Genomic DNA, 17009 nt, shown 5'->3' with positions numbered 1-17009 from the left:
AGAAAATTAAGTACATTGCAATTCAATCTAAAAACGCTGAAACCCTTGTTGGTACTGATTTGTCGCGCAAATGTCGGGTTAAAATCACTGTAAAAAATTTGACAAGTTGAATTCTGAAAGTAACATTGTATGAAAAACAAAAACTTGTACATCATGAAACAACCAGAGTTGGGGAAGAAAATCCTAGAATTGAGAAAGTCCAAGGGATTTACTCAAGAAGAACTTGTTGAAAAATGCAATATCAACGTAAGAACCATACAGCGTATAGAAGCTGGAGATGTAACTCCAAGGAGTTTTACGGTAAAGACTATTTTAGAAGCTCTAGGTGTAGATACAGGAATATTTTTTGATTCCTCTATTCACGAAGAAGAAAAAGTAGAGCTTTCTGAAAACGATAAAACAACACTACGTGTTAGCTGGATCTCAGGGATTTTTGTTGCTGTTTTTTCATCCATCGGGATGATTGTTGAATTGGCAGCTACATTTAGTCATAATGATGGAAGTATGCTTATTCCTACACTTTTATGGAGCATTCCATTTCTAATTTCGTTATTCTTTTTCTTAAGAGGATACCACAGAGTAGGAAAGCTATTTGATAACACAACTCTTGTATCTGCAACATATATCTATTTCATCATGGAAGTTGTCATTACACTAATTACCCTTGGCTTGGTAATCTATGAAGTAGATGAACATTCAGGAGTCATATTACCTGGAATTGCTATTGCAATGTTGTTTGGAATTTCTGAATTGATCTTAGGAATAGGAATTCTGAGATTAAAAGATCGATTTGGATCTTTAGCTCAAGTAATTGGAATCATCAAGGTTGTTTTAGGAGTTATGCTCATTACTGTCCTATTAGCACCTTTTGCAGCTTTCTTTGTAATCCCAGTCTTGATCTTAGAAGTAATTCTACTGTATAACATACTCCAAAAGTATACTAATTGATCCTTTTTGCTTACTAATGAATGATTAGCTAGGCACCCCTTTTTACGTATTGGCAAGTATTTTTTACGAGTTGATCTTTCAACAAAGAGGAATACGTATGCCTAAAAACAAGAACAAATTGTATCTACAAAAAATGAATATCATGATAAAGATAATGATCCAAATCTCAATTTTTTACATCACAGTAGTAGCTGCTATGTTGATGTAATAGGAATAAAATGAATCAAAATATACTCCGTGAATTTATTCGTGGTGATAAGGTTCGTTTCGCAAAATGGTAAAACCTCGATATATCTGTTCTACCACAAACAGGCGAATCATTTGATGGGAGAACGTCATTTTAGAAAATGATAGTTTTCCCATTGCTTTTTGATATACTTTTTCAGAAAAACCATAAGGCCCGCCAATAACAAAAACCAGTTGTTTGATACCAGAATTCATTTTCTTTTGTAAGTAATTGGCAAACTCAATAGAACGAAAGTCTTTCCCTTTTTCATCCAATAAAATCAGCTGATCGGTTGCTTGTAACTTTTGTAAGATAAGCTCGCCTTCTTTCTCTTTTTGTTGCAGTTGACTCAAGTTTTTACTGTTCTTGAGGTCAGGAATGATCTCTAGTTGAAAGTTGATATAGTGTTGTAAACGCTTTTGATAAACACCGATCAATTGCTCTAGATGTTTATCATCTGTTTTGCCAATAACTAGAAGCTTGATTTTCATTTTTCAAAAGTACAATTTATGTTAAGAATGTGTTTCTTTTAATTGTATTTTAGCGTGACAAATTTCTAAAAAGATGATAACCCCAGAACAGTTTGAAAAAGAATTAGACCTCATTATTAAAAATGCAATGAGGGAAGATATTGGTGAAGGAGATCACACTTCTTTATCCTGTATCCCTAGTGATGCATTAGGAAAAGCCAAATTACTAGTAAAAGATACCGGTATAATTGCAGGTGTAGAGTTTGCCAAGAAAGTATTTGAGTATGTTGATTCTGAATTAGAGGTAGAAACATTAATTAATGATGGCTCTCCTGTTAAACATGGCGATATTGTATTTTATGTTTCAGGAAAATCACAATCGATCTTACAAGCAGAGCGAATTGTTCTAAATGCAATGCAACGTATGAGTGCAATTGCTACCAAAACATGGTTTTTTGTAGACTTGCTAAAAGGAACAAAAACGAAAGTTTTGGATACACGAAAAACAACTCCGGGAATTCGAGCGCTGGAAAAATGGGCGGTAACCATTGGGGGAGGTGTTAATCATCGTTTTGCTTTATATGATATGATGATGATCAAAGACAATCATATCGATTTCGCAGGAGGAATTACACAGGCTATTACCAAAGCAAAAAACTATCTTCAAGAAAAAGGGTTGGACATTAAGATCATTGTAGAAGCAAGAAATTTGAACGAGATCGAAGAAATTATAAAGAATGATGGAGTCTATAGGATTCTGATCGATAATTTTGATTTTGAAGAAACCAAAGCAGCTGTTAGATTGATCAATGGGAAGTGTCTTACAGAATCTTCAGGAGGTATCAATGAAGACACCATTCGTAAATATGCAGAGTGTGGTGTAGATTTTATCTCTTCAGGAGCATTAACACATTCGGTGTACAATATGGATTTAAGTTTGAAGGCGATCTAAGTCTTTGAAACTTTGAATCCTGAAACTAAACAATGAGTAAAGAAGTAGAAGAAAAATTAGAAAAGATTCCGGTAATCAACATACTGGTCAGATTTGGGAAGAAGATCAAAATTCCCGGACTGGAAGGAATGTCGTTATATGATGTTCTGGAAATGTATGTAATAGGAATTGTAGAAGGCGCGTTAACTACCCGAGCAGGAGGAATTGCCTACAGTTTCTTTATGGCAATCTTTCCTTTTATGCTTTTCGTTCTAACCTTGATTCCTTACATCCCTGTTGAAGGATTTCAAGAGAATCTAATTACTTTGATCTCAGAAATTTTACCACCCAAAACCTTTGAAGCAGTAGATTCAGTTCTGTTGGATATTTTAAATAAGAAACAAGCCGGCTTATTGTCTTTTGGTTTTTTAGTATCTATTTTTTTAATGACCAACGGGGTCAATGCCATCTTTGGAGGCTTTGAATATTCTTATCATGTCAAAGAAATGAGAAATGTAGTCAGAGCTTATTTCATTTCCATGTTGGTTTCATTTATCATGGCTTTGTTCTTATTGGTAACAGTTACCCTAACGGTATTTTATCAGCTGTTGCTTGATGCAGCCATAAAGAAAGAATGGATAGAAGACGAAACTTTTTTGCTGGAACTAGGAAGAGGAGCTTTATTCGTGATAATGATCTTTACTATTGTTTCAATTTTATATAAATACGGAACAAAAACCGGAAAGCATTCTCGTTTCTTATCACCGGGATCTGTATTTACTACACTTCTATCCATATTAACATTTTACCTGTTTAGTTACTATGTAAATGAATTTGCACGTTACAACGAGTTGTATGGTTCTATCGGAACCTTATTGATCTTAATGTTATTTATATGGTTGAATGCTATCATCTTGTTGCTCGGTTTCGAATTGAATGCCAGTATTCATTCGCTTCGCATTAAAAATAAAGCAGCCAGCCAGAATACAACTTCCTAAGATTTTTCGGATATTTGTCCGCGCAGCGGAGGTAAGCATTTTATCACCACTGAACATTGATAATTGACAATAGATAATTGAATATGAAACCAAGCATTCCAAAAGGAACCAGAGATTTTTCTTCTACAGAAGTAGCCAATCGTACCTATATTATGAATACGATCAGAGCTGCTTTTGAAACCTATGGATTTCAACCTATAGAAACACCCACTTTTGAAAACTCTTCAACCTTAATGGGGAAATATGGGGAAGAAGGAGATCGTTTGATCTTTAAGATTCTGAATTCTGGAGATTATTTAGCTAAAGTAGATGAGAACCTGTTAGCTTCTAAGGAAAGTAACAAAGTAACAGCAAAGATTTCTGAAAAAGCTTTACGTTACGATTTGACTGTACCTTTTGCACGTTATGTAGTGCAACATCAGAATGAGATCACGTTTCCATTCAAACGTTATCAAATTCAACCGGTATGGAGAGCAGATCGTCCGCAAAAAGGACGTTTCAGAGAATTTTATCAGTGTGATGCCGATGTAGTAGGAAGTAAATCTTTATTACAAGAAGTAGAATTTGTGCAATTATATGATGAGGTATTTACCAATCTAGGATTGAAAGGAACTACGATAAAGATGAACAATCGTAAGATCTTATCCGGAATTGCTGAAGTAATTGGAGCCAAAGACAAGCTAATCGATTTTACAGTGGCTTTAGATAAGTTGGATAAGATTGGAGAAGATGGAGTAATCAAAGAAATGCTATCTAAAGGAATTTCTGAAGAAGCTATTGAGAATGTGAAGCCTTTATTCCAATTATCAGGATCTAATACAGAGCAATTGGACGTATTGGCAAATTTATTATCAAGTTCTGAAGAAGGAAAAGATGGAGTAGAAGAGTTACGATCTGTTGTAAATACTATTGCAGATTTAGGATTGCAATCAGCAACATTGACATTGGATGTAACATTGGCCAGAGGATTAAACTATTATACAGGAGCTATTTTTGAAGTAGCCGCACCAGAAGGAGTAAAAATGGGATCTATCGGTGGAGGAGGAAGATATGACGATCTTACCGGAATCTTTGGATTGAAAGATGTGAGTGGAGTAGGAATCTCATTTGGTTTGGATAGAATCTACTTAGTTTTAGAAGAACTAGGGTTGTTTGAAGCAGTAGAATTGCCTAAGCCTAAAGTTCTATTCCTAAATTTCAATGAAGAGGATAACTTACAACGCTTAAAAGCTGTACAAGCTTTGCGTAGAGAAGGAATCAAATCTGAGATCTATCCTGATACAGCTACAAGTAATAATCAGCAAAAGAAGCAATGGAAATATGCAGATAAAAGAGCTATTCCGTTTGTAATTTCTGAGATAGAAAACGACCAATACGTTCTAAAAGATAGAGTTAAGGGAGAACAGCGAAATTGCACTCTTGAACAATTGATTGTAGAAACTAAGTAAATTAACGGCGAAAGTCGTAAATTTGCACCCTAATTAAAAACAGAGATGATAGAGGTGAATACAAAACCTAACGAGGATAAGATAGATGAGTTGGGAGAGAATCATATAGGAACATCAGCAAAGACTCCTTTGCGCGATGACGCTTTTGATATTTCTGACGAAGAAAAAATGAAGAGAATCCAAGAAAGTGTGAAGGATATTCTAATCACTTTAGGTATGGACTTGGAAGACGATAGCCTAAGAGGTACTCCTAAAAGAGTAGCCAAGGCATTTGTAAAGGAGTTGTTTATGGGGTTGAATCCAGAGAATCAACCAAAGCCATCTACATTTGACAATAATTACAATTATGGTGAGATGTTGGTTGAAAAGAATATCATCGTGTATTCTACGTGCGAACATCACTTATTACCAATTGTAGGGCGTGCACATGTTGCTTATATCTCTAATGGTAAAGTAATTGGTCTTTCTAAAATGAACCGTATTGTAAATTACTTTGCAAAAAGACCACAAGTACAAGAGCGTTTAACTATGCAAGTAGTGCAGTTTATGCAAAAAGCTTTAGGAACACAAGATGTAGCTTGTGTAATTGATGCTAAGCACCTATGTGTAAACTCAAGAGGAATTAAAGATATTGAAAGTAGTACTGTTACTGCGGAATTTGGTGGAAAGTTTAAAGAAAAAGAAACCAAAAGAGAATTCTTAGATTACATCAAAATGGATACAGATTTCCAAAGTTTGTAAAGAAGAAATATAAACATAAAAAAACGCCGCTGATTTCAGCGGCGTTTTTTTATTCATTTAAGTAGATATTGTGTTTCTTCATGAGCTTGTTTTTTTCATGATAGAAATCATTTTCAATTTTAGCTTTCTGAACCGTTGTTTTATACATCAGGTCTTTGATCATTAGATCATACTTGCTTGTGATCTTTCCGGCTTCTTTTTGGTATCTCTTTTGAAGAACCAACGTTTTTACCGGACTCGATTCATACTCTTTTGTCAATTTGCCAATTTCTATTTGATAATTCTGAGTAATAATTTGTGACTCTTTATCAAAGTCGGCTTGTAGTAGAGCTAATTTAGTTTGCGTTTTGTTTTCCAACAATTCATATTCCTTTTGGAACTTTTGCCTGTTGTCAGTTAACTCTTGAGCAAACAGATGAGTGCTCAAAAAGATCAGGGAAACAATAAACAAACTTAACTTCTTCACTTTTAATTCATTTGACACCACTAAATTAATAAAAAAAAGATAAATTTTTTTGCGACACATTTTAGTAACTTACGTTATAGTAGTGTAAAGACCAACCAAAAGAACCTTTTTTGAACGAAAGAGAGCTCATAAGAAAGTGTAAAAAGAATGATTATTCTGCCCAACTTACCGTGTACAACTTGTACAAGGATATGATGTACAATGTAAGTTACAGGATTGTAAAGAGTAGAGAAGATGCAGAAGATATTACACAAGAATCGTTTGTAAAAGGCTTTGAAAAGATAGGTCAGATCAAAGAGGAGTTGAGTTTAGGAGCGTGGTTAAAGAGAATTGTAGTAAATGCCTCTTTAGATAATGTGAGAAAGAGAAGAAGAGAGCAGTGGATAGAAGAAACTCAAATAGCCGATGAAAGTTCTGAAGAGTTAGAACTAGAAAATTGTTCAGAATACTCTATCGAACTGATCAAAGAATGCCTACATAGTTTAAAAGAAAAATATAGAATTATTCTGGTACTCTACATGATTGAAGATTACAATCATAGAGAGATTAGCGAAATGCTAAACCTAAAAGAAAGTACCGTAAGAAATCAATACAGAAGAGGAAAGAACTTATTGGTAGAAGCGGTAAGAAAAGCAAAGAAGAATGAACTTAAAAGATTACATACAGGAGCATAAGGAAGCCTTTGATGATCAAAAAGCTTCTGCCAAGCTAGATCAAAGTTTTGAGCAGCAGCTCAAAGAAAGGCTACACAAGCCCAAAAGAAGTAAACTAATCTATCTGAAAAGAATATCAGTTGCAGCATCTCTGATCCTAGCTATTTCTACTGTATTCTGGTATTATAACGATTACTTACAAAACGAAAAGAAACGATCTAAGCTCTTGGCAAGTTTGGAAGATAAGTCTACAGGAAAGAGGTTAGAAGCAGTATATGAGTTTAGTGATGTATATCAAAAGGAAGATGCAAAGATTATCAAAGTTTTGATCAAAACATTGCTTACAGATAACAATGCAAATGTAAAGATCGCTACGGTTGATGCCTTGTTAAAGTTTCCACATAATCAAGAAATCAGAAACTCGCTCATAGAAGCACTTAGTAAAGAAAAACAACCATTGGTACAAATAAAGTTAATTAACTCATTAGCAACTTTAAGAGAGAAACGTGCACAAGAACCTCTCGAAGACATTATTAAAGATGAAAAAACATTTGAAATAGTAAAGAGCAATGCAACACTGGCTATGACAAATTTAAAACAATAAAAAAATGAAAAATTTTAAAGCATTAATAATCATTTTAGCACTGGCTTTCATTCAAATGCCAATGAGTGCACAAAAAAAGATAAAGTTTAGCAAAGGAACATTAAGAATATGTTCATCCAAAAACTTTAAAATAACAGGCTACAGCGGAAATGAAGTCATTATCAAAAGCCTACACGGGAAAAGATCAAGCTATAAGGGATTAGTAACTTCTACATCTAGAAATCTAAGATCAAACAAGCAAAGTCAATACAGCTTAACATATAAAGCAGATACTACTAAAAAAGGAGGATTTGTATATTACTTTAGTGATGCAAGCCGTAAAAAAGGATTGAAAAAACTAGGGAAGAAGAATGAGAATAGAGAATTAGGAATCTATTTTACTATTGAGCAAAAGAACGGCGAATTGATCTTTATGGATGAGACACCTACCAATGGGCAGTTTGTAATATTTGGAGATGAAAAATATGAAATTCAAGTTCCTAACTCATTAAAAATTGTATGGGAAACCAATGGATGTAAGTACAATACAAAGACTAGCCAGAGCCCATTGTTTTACAGTTCTAATGTTTCTTCGTTATCAAATTTTTCAGGAGAAGTAGAAATAGCCTCTACATTGAACAACATGAAGTTAACAGATGTTACAGGCCCGGTTTCTATCAATACAATAGGAGGGAACGTTACTGTTGAGTTTGATAAAAAGACACCACAAAAATTGTACTCTATCTACAGCAATAATGGATTTATTGATATTACGTTACCGGAAAGTTCTAATGTAATGCTAGATGCACAAGGTTCTTCTATCTACAGTGATATCGATTTTAAAATAGAAGAGGAAAAAGAAGAATTAGGAAAGCAACAGATGCGTTTGAAGCTGAAAAGTGGAAATGTTAAAATGAAACTGAATGCAGGCTTAGGAAATATATACTTGAGAAAGAAGTAAAGGATTCTTACGATTCAATAAAAAAAGCCGCTCATTAGAGCGGCTTTTTTTATGATTATTGGTTTACCAATACCCATTCTCCTTTGTCAATTAGTGGAATGGCTTGTTTGTATTTTACGGTTTTTTCTTCACCGCTCATAATGTTCTTGATAGTAACACGTTCGTTTCTACCAATCTTAGGTTGTTCTCTAACAATAGTTTCAACAGGTTCTTGTTGTTGCTGACGTGAGCTAGCAATGGCCTGCTCAGTAGAATTCTGAACTTCATCTTTTTGCAAGCTCAATTTTTCTCTTTTTTGCTGACGAGCTTCAGATACTTCTGTGTTTCCTTGGTTTGGAAGTTCTCCTTTGAACAAGAAAGACAATACTTCTCTGTTTACTTTATCAATAGTAACTTTGAATAATTCAAACGCTTCAAATTTATAGATCAATAAAGGATCTTTTTGCTCGTAAGATGCATTTTGTACAGAGTGCTTTAAATCATCCATTTTACGTAAATGATCTTTCCAATTCTCATCTATAATAGCTAAAGTGATGTTCTTTTCGAAATCTGTTGCTAAAGATTTTCCTTGTGTTTCGTATGCCTCTTTTAAGTTGGTTACTACTTGTAATGTTTTAATTCCGTCTGTAAAAGGAACCACAATTCTTTCATAACGATCTCCTTCATTCTCATAAACATTCTTAATTACAGGATACGTAAGTGCAGCATTTCTCTCTGCTTTTTCCTTGTAGTGAGTAGTTATGATCTCATACAACTTATCTGTTAACTCTTGTTCTGTTAAAGACTCAAACTCATCCTCACTAAAAGGAGAGGTCATAGAAGTGAATCGAATTAACTCAAACTCGAAGTTTTGAAAGTCTTTGGCTTCTTTATTTGTATTGATGATGGATTGACAAGTCTCATAGATCATATTAGCAATATCTATCTGTAAACGTTTACCATCTAAAGCGTGACGTCTTCTTTTGTAAACAAACTCACGCTGTGAATTCATAATATCATCGTACTCTAACAATCGCTTACGGATACCAAAGTTGTTCTCTTCAACTTTCTTTTGTGCTCTTTCAATAGATTTGGTGATCATTGAATGCTGAATTACTTCACCTTCTTTTAATCCCATTCTATCCATCATCTTGGCAATTCTATCCGATCCAAACAAACGCATTAGGTTGTCATCTAAAGCCACATAGAATTGAGAAGAACCAACGTCTCCCTGACGACCCGCTCTACCACGTAACTGACGGTCTACACGACGAGAATCATGTCTTTCTGTACCAATAATTGCCAATCCTCCTGAAGCTTTTACTTCGTCAGATAGTTTAATATCGGTACCACGACCCGCCATATTGGTTGCAATAGTTACTTGCCCCGGCTTTCCAGCTTCAGCAACAACATCAGCTTCCTTCTTGTGTAGTTTCGCATTTAAGATATTGTGATTGATCTTACGCATTTTTAGCATACGACCCAATAATTCTGAAATCTCTACAGAAGTTGTTCCTACAAGAACAGGACGCCCTGCATTTACAAGTTCTACAACATCATCAATTACTGCATTGTATTTCTCACGAGTAGTTTTGTAAACAAGATCTTGCTTATCATCACGAGCAATAGGTCTGTTGGTAGGAATCTCTACAACATCTAACTTATAAATTTCCCAGAATTCACCGGCTTCTGTAATGGCAGTACCTGTCATTCCAGAAAGTTTACGATACATTCTAAAGTAGTTCTGAAGTGTTACAGTAGCAAAAGTTTGGGTAGCATCTTCAATCTTTACACTTTCTTTTGCTTCAATTGCTTGGTGCAAACCATCAGAATATCTACGACCGTCCATGATACGACCCGTTTGCTCGTCAACGATCATTACTTTGTTATCAATCACAACATACTCTACATCCTTCTCAAAAAGGCTATAAGCTTTTAAAAGCTGATTCATGGTATGAATACGTTCGCTTTTTACGTTGAAATCCTTATATAACTGTTCTTTAAGATCGGCTTTCTTCTCTGGCGTATCTTCACTACCGTCGATAGATCCGATCTCTAATCCCATATCCGGTAAAATAAAGAATTGCTCGTCTTGAGTTTTTGATGATAGGTGGGCAAATCCTTTATCGGTAAGGTCGATAGAGTTATTTTTCTCTTCAATTACATACCAAAGTTCAGCATCAATTTCCGGCATTAACTTGTTGTTATCTGCCATGTATGTGTTTTCTGTCTTCTGAAGAATTTGTTTCACTCCTTCCTGAGATAAGAATTTTATCAATGCTTTATTCTTAGGAATTCCTCTGTATACACGTAGTAATAAGAACCCTCCATCTTTGGTGTTTCCTTCAGCAATTAATTTTTTAGCTTCTGCTAAAACGCCTACTAAATATTTGTTTTGTAAACCTACTAAGTCAGAAACTAATGGCTTTAACTCGTTAAACTCATGTCTGTCTCCTTGCGGTACAGGCCCCGAAATAATCAAAGGAGTTCTGGCATCATCAATCAATACAGAATCTACCTCATCAATAATAGCATAGTTAGGTGCACGCTGTACAAGGTCTTCTTTTGAGCTCGCCATATTATCACGTAAATAATCGAAACCAAACTCATTGTTTGTTCCGTAAGTGATATCTGCGTTGTAAGCTTTTCTTCTGTCTTCAGAATTAGGTTGGTGGTAATCAATACAGTCTGTACTTAAACCATGGAATTCAAAAATAGGAGCCATCCAAGCTCTATCTCTTTTTGCAAGGTAATCGTTTACAGTTACAACATGTACTCCGTTTCCGGTTAAGGCATTCAAGTAAACAGGTAATGTAGAAACCAATGTTTTTCCTTCCCCTGTCATCATCTCTGCAATCTTTCCTTGGTGTAATACCGATCCTCCGATCAACTGTACATCATAATGGATCATATCCCAGGTTACTGGTTTACCCGCAGCATCCCAAGAGTTTTGCCAAAAAGCTTTGTCTCCTTCCAGTACAACATGTTCTCTTGTTCCTGAAAGCTCTCTGTCAAAAGGAGTTGCACTAACTTCTACTTCTTCATTTTCAACAAAACGTTTAGCAGTTTCCTTAACAACAGCAAAAGCTTCCGGCATGATTTCTTCCAAGACAGCTTCAGAAGCTTCGTAAGCTTGATCTTTTAATTGATCGATTTCAGTATAAATCTGTTCTTGCCTGTCTATTTCAGCTTCAGTAGCTTCTTTTTCTAAAGCTACTATTTGATCATTAAACGTTTTGGTAGCTTCTGCAATTTTTTGTTTGAATTCTACTGTTTTGTTTCTTAGTTCGTCGTGTGATAGCGAAGACAAACCGGATTCAAAGGATCTTACCTTTTCTACAATCGGTTGTAATATTTTTAAATCTTTTTGTTGTTTGTCTCCAACAAATATTTTAATTACTGAATTTAAGATACTCATTCTTATTTGGTATGTTTTATCCTCAATGCTCTTTTGAGCTTGGGGGTTTAAAAGTAAACAAAAAAAAAGCCTCTTTAGAGACTTTTTTTATGAATTGATTTGTGTTTTTTTAGTATTCATCCTCATTCCAAAGATAATCTTCTTCGGTCGGATAATCTGGCCAAATTTCAACTATAGAATCGTATGCTTCACCTTCATCTTCTATTTCTTGCAAGTTTTCTGCAACTTCAAGAGGAGCTCCCGTTCTAATAGCGTAATCTATTAATTCGTCTTTAGTAGCCGGCCATGGTGCATCTGCTAAGTATGATGCTAATTCTAAAGTCCAATACATTTCTTAGATTTATTTTTTGCAAAAATAAATTTTTTACTTAAAAAGTCAAGTTTTTTTAGAAATATAAATCAATAAAAAAAGAACTTATTAAAATTTTTCAGGAATCCATTTAACTTCCTGAGCTGATAAGTCTTGCGACAACTTTCGTGCCAGCACAAAAAGATAGTCAGAAAGTCGGTTTAAATACTTTAAAACATCCGGATTGATGGCTTCTTCTTCATGTAATGACACAGATAAGCGCTCAGCTCTTCTACAAACACACCTTGCAATGTGACAGAATGACACAGTTGTATGACCTCCCGGCAAAATAAAATGAGTCATTTGTGGCAATTGAGTATTCATCTGATCTATTTGATCTTCTAAAAACTGAATAGACGAAGTAGTTATTTTAGGAATATTTAATCGCTCTTTACCGCTTTTCAATGTTTCTTTTTCCGGAGGAGTGGCTAACATTGCTCCCAGAGTAAAAAGATCATTCTGAATTTTGATCAAAGATTCTTTGGTTACTGTATCTACTGCTTGATCTTTTACCAGACCTATATATGAATTGAGTTCATCTACTGTTCCGTAAGACTCTATTCTTAAATGATGTTTTGGAACTCGCGTTCCTCCAAATAGAGCAGTAGTACCTTGATCTCCTGTTTTTGTATATATTTTCATGAAAGCAAATTTAAGGCTTTAAACCCTGATGATGAAATGTTCTTTTTCTTGTTCTCTTCTGAAAAAAACGAGTCCCCATTGATAGGTGTCTATAGTAACAGTAACTTTCTCGTGACCTTTGATTTCTTCCCAAGCTTCTTCCATAGATTTACTCCAATGAATATCGTCGAAAATCAAGACTGTATCATTGTGAATAGAAGACAAGCAAGCTTCAAAATAACTGAGAGTGGCTTCTTTGGTATGGTTGCCATCAAAGTAAATAAGATCGAATACGCTTTTTTGTACTTCAGAAAAATAAGTCTGTTGAAAATCTCCTTCTAGAGCACGAATATTTTTCAATTCGTACTTCTCAAACATCTCTTTAGCGATATTGAGAGTTTCTTTACATCCTTCAAATGTTGTGATAGTACTGTTAGGCTTTCCTAATGAGAGTGCAGAAGTAGCTATTCCTAAAGAAGTACCTAATTCAAGAATGTTTTTAGGTTGGAAGTATTGAGTTAATCTCAAGAGTAGTTCTGCTCTTTTCTTTGAAATTCCCGCATAATGAGCTATCTTTGATATCTGCCTTATATGGGAAGAAAATACTTTTGACCCTGCGCCAAAATCTGTAACATGGATTTTTTCCTCATTAGATAGTAGCTCTTTTCTATACTTTTCTAAAGTAGAAAACTCAGGGAGATTCTTTTTATCATACAAACATTTTGTAACCAAATTGAACACAAAAGGTGAATGTACCCCGTGATGATTTTTGGATTTAAGGAAGAATTTGAGGTATGAGGCAATTCTAGAAAACAACGACTTTTAAATTTAGGGACGAAATTAATAGAAAATTTGTTCGTTTACGCTTATAAAAATTATATTTGTCTCTACTAATGACTTTACCACGATATGAGAAAACTTCTCTTGTTTTTACTTTTTGTATCTTTTTTATCTTCATGTGTTCCAAATAAAGACCTTATTTATCTTCAAGGAAAGCCGGTGTCGCTAAAAGAAATTCGAGAAATTAACGATGCTCCATACAAATTACAGGTGCATGATATTATTACAATTGACATTAAGGCTGAAGATGAGTCTTTGGTAAAGTTATTTGAAAAATCCAACACCGGAGGAGGAGGTACCAACATCCAAAATCAATCTCAGGGAGCCAACTTTTTTACAGGGTTTTCTGTTGACAGACATGGAAACGTTAGAGTGCCTTATTTAGGAGAGATCAATGTTTTGGGATATACCACAACAGAAGTAAGAAAGAAAATAGAAGAGAAGTTAAAAGAATATTTAAAAGAGGGTGTAGAAATTTTTGTTACTGTTCGTTTGAATGGAATTAAGTATACGGTTATGGGAGAAGTGGCAAGTCCCGGTCCTAAAGTTGTATATCAAAATCAGTTAAGTATAATTGACGCTATTACCAATGCAGGAGATATTACGGTTGTAGGAAATCGTAAAGATGTACAGGTACTTCGTTTTACACCTACAGGTGTTCAGAAATTTGAGATTGATCTAACTAATATTGAAGCATTGAATTCGGAGATATTTTTTATCAAGCCGAATGATTATATTAATGTAATGCCCTTAAAACAAAAATCTTGGGGAACAGGAACAACAGGTCTTCAAACATTAACTACAATTGTTTCTGTATTTACATTGGTAACATCAACAATTCTAATTGTAAGAGGTTTGTAATTCTATGAGTAAGAACTACCAAAATAATTCGGAACAACAAGGTTCTTTTGATGTCAAGTACTATATTTTTAAAGTTTTAGGCTATTGGCAACTATTTCTTGTAACTATTGTTATTGCTGTAATTGTAGCAAGGTTCTTAAATGGTTATAGACAGAAGAGATATAGTTTAGATACCATGATCTCTGTAAAGGAAGAGAACAACCCTCTTTTCTCTACAGGAACAAACTTAACTTTCAATTGGGGTGGAGCCAGCGATCTTCTTGAAACAGTAAAAATTATTCTTACTTCCAGAACTCACAACGAAAAGGTTGTAGACTCATTGCAGTTTTATATTGGATATTTCCAAGATGGAAGATATCGATTGGAAGATGTCTACGGAGGAACTCCTTTTAAAGTAGAAGTAGATACATCAGGATATCAATTGCAAAATAAGTTACTCAAGATAAGAACTCTAGAAAATAATAAAATTGTTCTTTCTTTCGAGAGAGGTGAAGCAACCAAGTTTTGGAAGATGCGTTATTCTGATAGAGATCTGACTACTTTTGAAATGAAGGAGGAGGGATATTCAAAAGAATTCTTCTTAGCACCTAATTATAAAGGATATTTTGACGCAAAGATTGAGGAGCCATATTTTAATTTTACCATATCCAGTCAAAAACCTTTAACACCCGGACAGACCTACTATATTAATTTTGTGAATTTCAATGGAGCTGTAGGGGCATATAGAGGAGTAAGAGTAACCAATGTTACGCAAGGAGCTTCTTTGATGCGATTACAGATGGAAGGTGTTAATAAGAATAGGATTGTTGATTACCTGAATGCTTCTGTTGCAGTATTAGCTAGAGATAAGCAAAAACAGAAAACGCTTTACGCAGAAAAGACTAAAAGATATATCGATAAGTTATTTGAACTGGAGTCTGACAGTTTGCATAAAATCGAAAACACTATTGGAGAGTTTAAAAAGAATAACAATATCTATGATCTATCTACAGAAGGAGCTGAGATATTGTCGCAAACAAAAGACATCAATAATAACATACGGAAGATCAACAGAACAATTGATGATCTAAACTCGTTAGAGCAATATGTGCGTTCTCATACGGTGTATACTTCTAAAGTACCTGTTCCTGCTTATATTGATGTACCGGACTCTAAAGTAACTTCGTTGGTACAAGAGTTAATCTTAGAATCTACAAAAAGAGAGCTTTTAGGATCGCAAGTAACTCAGGCGCACCCTGAGTATAAAAAGATCTCAAGTACGATCAATCAGATACGTGAGAACCTTTATGAGAATATTAGCAACAACAAACGGTCGCTTAATAAAACAAAAACAGATCTAAGCAAAGATTTGGCTAAGTATGATACCAGGTTGAGAAAACTGCCGAAGAAAGAGCAGCAATTGATCAACTATCAAAGAAATTTGAGTTTTTCTGAGTTCATTTATACATACTTAAAGCAAAAGAGTTACGAGGCCGGAACAGCTATTGAAGCTACAGTAAACGACGTTAAAGTAATAGACTCTGCTATTGATCTAGGGCAAGGACCAATCTATCCTAAACCAACATTTAATTATTTGGTAGCCTTAATGCTTGGAGTTATTTTCCCACTGTTTTACATTATTATCAAAGAGCTTTTAGACAATAAAGTTCATACTGTTGAAGAGATAGAGAAGAGGTATAGCATTCCTATTTTGGGAATTATTGGTAGAAATACAGGAATCAATAACTTGGCTGTATTTGAAAGACCAAAATCTTCTGTTGCTGAATCTTTCAGAGCAATCAGATCCAATATTCAGTTTTTATTCAAGAGTGATACAAAGAAAGATAAGAAATCAAAAACCTTGATCTTGACATCTTCTGTAAGTGGTGAAGGAAAAACAATGATTTCCATCAATATGGCAACTGTTTTTGCATTGAGTGGAAAGAAAACGATCTTATTAGGGTTGGATTTAAGAAAGCCTAAGATCTATACAGATTTTGAACTTAAAAATGAGGTGGGAGTTGTAAACTACCTGATCAATCAGAAGAGTTTAGATGAGATCATTACAACATCTAAAATTCCTAATTTGGATATTATTCTTTCTGGACCTATACCACCAAACCCATCGGAATTGTTGTTAAGCGAGAAGTGTGATCAATTGATCCAGCAATTAGAAGAAGATTACGATTATATTGTAATTGATACTCCGCCGGTAGGACTTGTTTCTGATGCCTTAGAGTTGTTTAAATATTCTGATGCTATTTGTTATGTAATTCGTCAAAATTATTCTGAAAAAGGAATGATGAAGATGATAGATGATAAGTATTTGAATAAAGAGGTTACCAATATTAGTTATATCATTAACGACTTTACCGTAAAAGCCAGATACGGATACGGTTATGGATATGGTTACGGATACGGCTATGGTTATGGCTACGGTTACGGTAAGTACGGTAACGGATACCATGAAAATGATGTTCCGGAAGGGTTCCTAGCGAAACTGATCAACTTTATCAAGCCCAAAAGATAAATCGTAA

16 protein-coding genes are annotated in these 17009 nt (G+C 34.5%); 10 read left to right on the top strand and 6 right to left on the bottom strand.

The genetic code is table 11. The features are described from left to right. Positions 1-153 precede the first annotated feature (153 nt). Positions 154-948 carry a helix-turn-helix domain-containing protein gene (locus ACFSRZ_RS11645; RefSeq protein WP_379666734.1) on the top strand — a complete coding sequence of 265 codons (795 nt, stop codon included), beginning with the start codon at positions 154-156 and terminating at the stop codon, positions 946-948. 243 nt (positions 949-1191) lie between these two features. Here ACFSRZ_RS11645 and rlmH read toward each other — a convergent pair whose 3' ends face one another. Then, positions 1192-1665: a 23S rRNA (pseudouridine(1915)-N(3))-methyltransferase RlmH gene (gene rlmH, locus ACFSRZ_RS11640; RefSeq protein ID WP_379666733.1), complete on the bottom strand. Its 474-nt coding sequence runs from the start codon at positions 1663-1665 to the stop codon at positions 1192-1194. A 73-nt stretch (positions 1666-1738) separates the two neighbouring features. Between rlmH and nadC the strand changes: the two genes are divergently transcribed. The 4 genes from nadC (at position 1739) to folE (ending at position 5762) form a co-directional block, all read left to right on the top strand. Beyond that, complete coding sequence (nadC, locus tag ACFSRZ_RS11635) at positions 1739-2596, top strand: carboxylating nicotinate-nucleotide diphosphorylase (protein WP_379666732.1); 858 nt, start codon at positions 1739-1741, stop codon at positions 2594-2596. A 32-nt stretch (positions 2597-2628) separates the two neighbouring features. Next, positions 2629-3573 carry a YihY/virulence factor BrkB family protein gene (locus ACFSRZ_RS11630; protein WP_379666731.1) on the top strand — a complete coding sequence of 315 codons (945 nt, stop codon included), beginning with the start codon at positions 2629-2631 and terminating at the stop codon, positions 3571-3573. A gap of 83 nt (positions 3574-3656) precedes the next feature. Continuing rightward, positions 3657-5021, top strand: coding sequence for a histidine--tRNA ligase (gene hisS / locus ACFSRZ_RS11625; protein WP_379666730.1), 1365 nt, complete (start codon positions 3657-3659; stop codon positions 5019-5021). 45 nt (positions 5022-5066) lie between these two features. After that, positions 5067-5762: a GTP cyclohydrolase I FolE gene (gene folE, locus ACFSRZ_RS11620; RefSeq protein ID WP_379666729.1), complete on the top strand. Its 696-nt coding sequence runs from the start codon at positions 5067-5069 to the stop codon at positions 5760-5762. A 49-nt stretch (positions 5763-5811) separates the two neighbouring features. Here folE and ACFSRZ_RS11615 read toward each other — a convergent pair whose 3' ends face one another. Then, the gene (locus tag ACFSRZ_RS11615) at positions 5812-6228 is read right to left on the bottom strand and encodes a hypothetical protein (RefSeq protein WP_379666728.1); all 417 of its coding nucleotides are present in this window, start codon (positions 6226-6228) and stop codon (positions 5812-5814) included. Positions 6229-6338: 110 nt separating this feature from the next. Between ACFSRZ_RS11615 and ACFSRZ_RS11610 the strand changes: the two genes are divergently transcribed. From ACFSRZ_RS11610 to ACFSRZ_RS11600, 3 genes are read left to right on the top strand one after another with little or no spacing between them, the layout of a single operon-like run. Continuing rightward, positions 6339-6902: an RNA polymerase sigma factor gene (locus tag ACFSRZ_RS11610; protein ID WP_379666727.1), complete on the top strand. Its 564-nt coding sequence runs from the start codon at positions 6339-6341 to the stop codon at positions 6900-6902. After that, the gene (locus ACFSRZ_RS11605; RefSeq protein WP_379666726.1) at positions 6871-7485 is read left to right on the top strand and encodes a HEAT repeat domain-containing protein; all 615 of its coding nucleotides are present in this window, start codon (positions 6871-6873) and stop codon (positions 7483-7485) included. Before ACFSRZ_RS11610 ends, ACFSRZ_RS11605 begins: the two co-directional genes overlap by 32 nt. A gap of 4 nt (positions 7486-7489) precedes the next feature. Further along, positions 7490-8425 (top strand): DUF4097 family beta strand repeat-containing protein, encoded by a 936-nt coding sequence (locus ACFSRZ_RS11600; RefSeq protein WP_379666725.1) that lies wholly within the window; start codon positions 7490-7492, stop codon positions 8423-8425. Positions 8426-8480: 55 nt separating this feature from the next. On the opposite strand, the gene secA is transcribed toward ACFSRZ_RS11600, so the two are convergent. From secA to ACFSRZ_RS11580, 4 genes are all read right to left on the bottom strand, one after another. Then, positions 8481-11822 (bottom strand): preprotein translocase subunit SecA, encoded by a 3342-nt coding sequence (gene secA / locus ACFSRZ_RS11595; protein WP_379666724.1) that lies wholly within the window; start codon positions 11820-11822, stop codon positions 8481-8483. Positions 11823-11931: 109 nt separating this feature from the next. Next, positions 11932-12153, bottom strand: coding sequence for a DUF2795 domain-containing protein (locus ACFSRZ_RS11590; RefSeq protein ID WP_379666723.1), 222 nt, complete (start codon positions 12151-12153; stop codon positions 11932-11934). 87 nt (positions 12154-12240) lie between these two features. Continuing rightward, a complete protein-coding gene (locus ACFSRZ_RS11585; RefSeq protein WP_379666722.1) occupies positions 12241-12813 on the bottom strand; it encodes a cob(I)yrinic acid a,c-diamide adenosyltransferase in 573 nt (190 codons plus the stop codon). 18 nt (positions 12814-12831) lie between these two features. Then, positions 12832-13608, bottom strand: a complete 777-nt coding sequence (locus ACFSRZ_RS11580; protein WP_379666721.1) for an O-methyltransferase — start codon at positions 13606-13608, stop codon at positions 12832-12834. Between the two features lie 93 nt (positions 13609-13701). On the opposite strand from ACFSRZ_RS11580, the gene ACFSRZ_RS11575 reads away from it, so the two are divergent. Then, positions 13702-14493, top strand: a complete 792-nt coding sequence (locus ACFSRZ_RS11575; protein WP_379666720.1) for a polysaccharide biosynthesis/export family protein — start codon at positions 13702-13704, stop codon at positions 14491-14493. Between the two features lie 4 nt (positions 14494-14497). Continuing rightward, positions 14498-17002: an exopolysaccharide transport family protein gene (locus ACFSRZ_RS11570; protein ID WP_379666719.1), complete on the top strand. Its 2505-nt coding sequence runs from the start codon at positions 14498-14500 to the stop codon at positions 17000-17002. Positions 17003-17009: the final 7 nt, after the last annotated feature.

This window comes from Pseudotenacibaculum haliotis, from assembly GCF_042684245.1.
In the GTDB taxonomy this organism is placed as follows: Bacteria; Bacteroidota; Bacteroidia; order Flavobacteriales; family Flavobacteriaceae; genus Polaribacter; species Polaribacter haliotis_A.
This window is presented reverse-complemented; position numbering and strand designations above follow the sequence as displayed.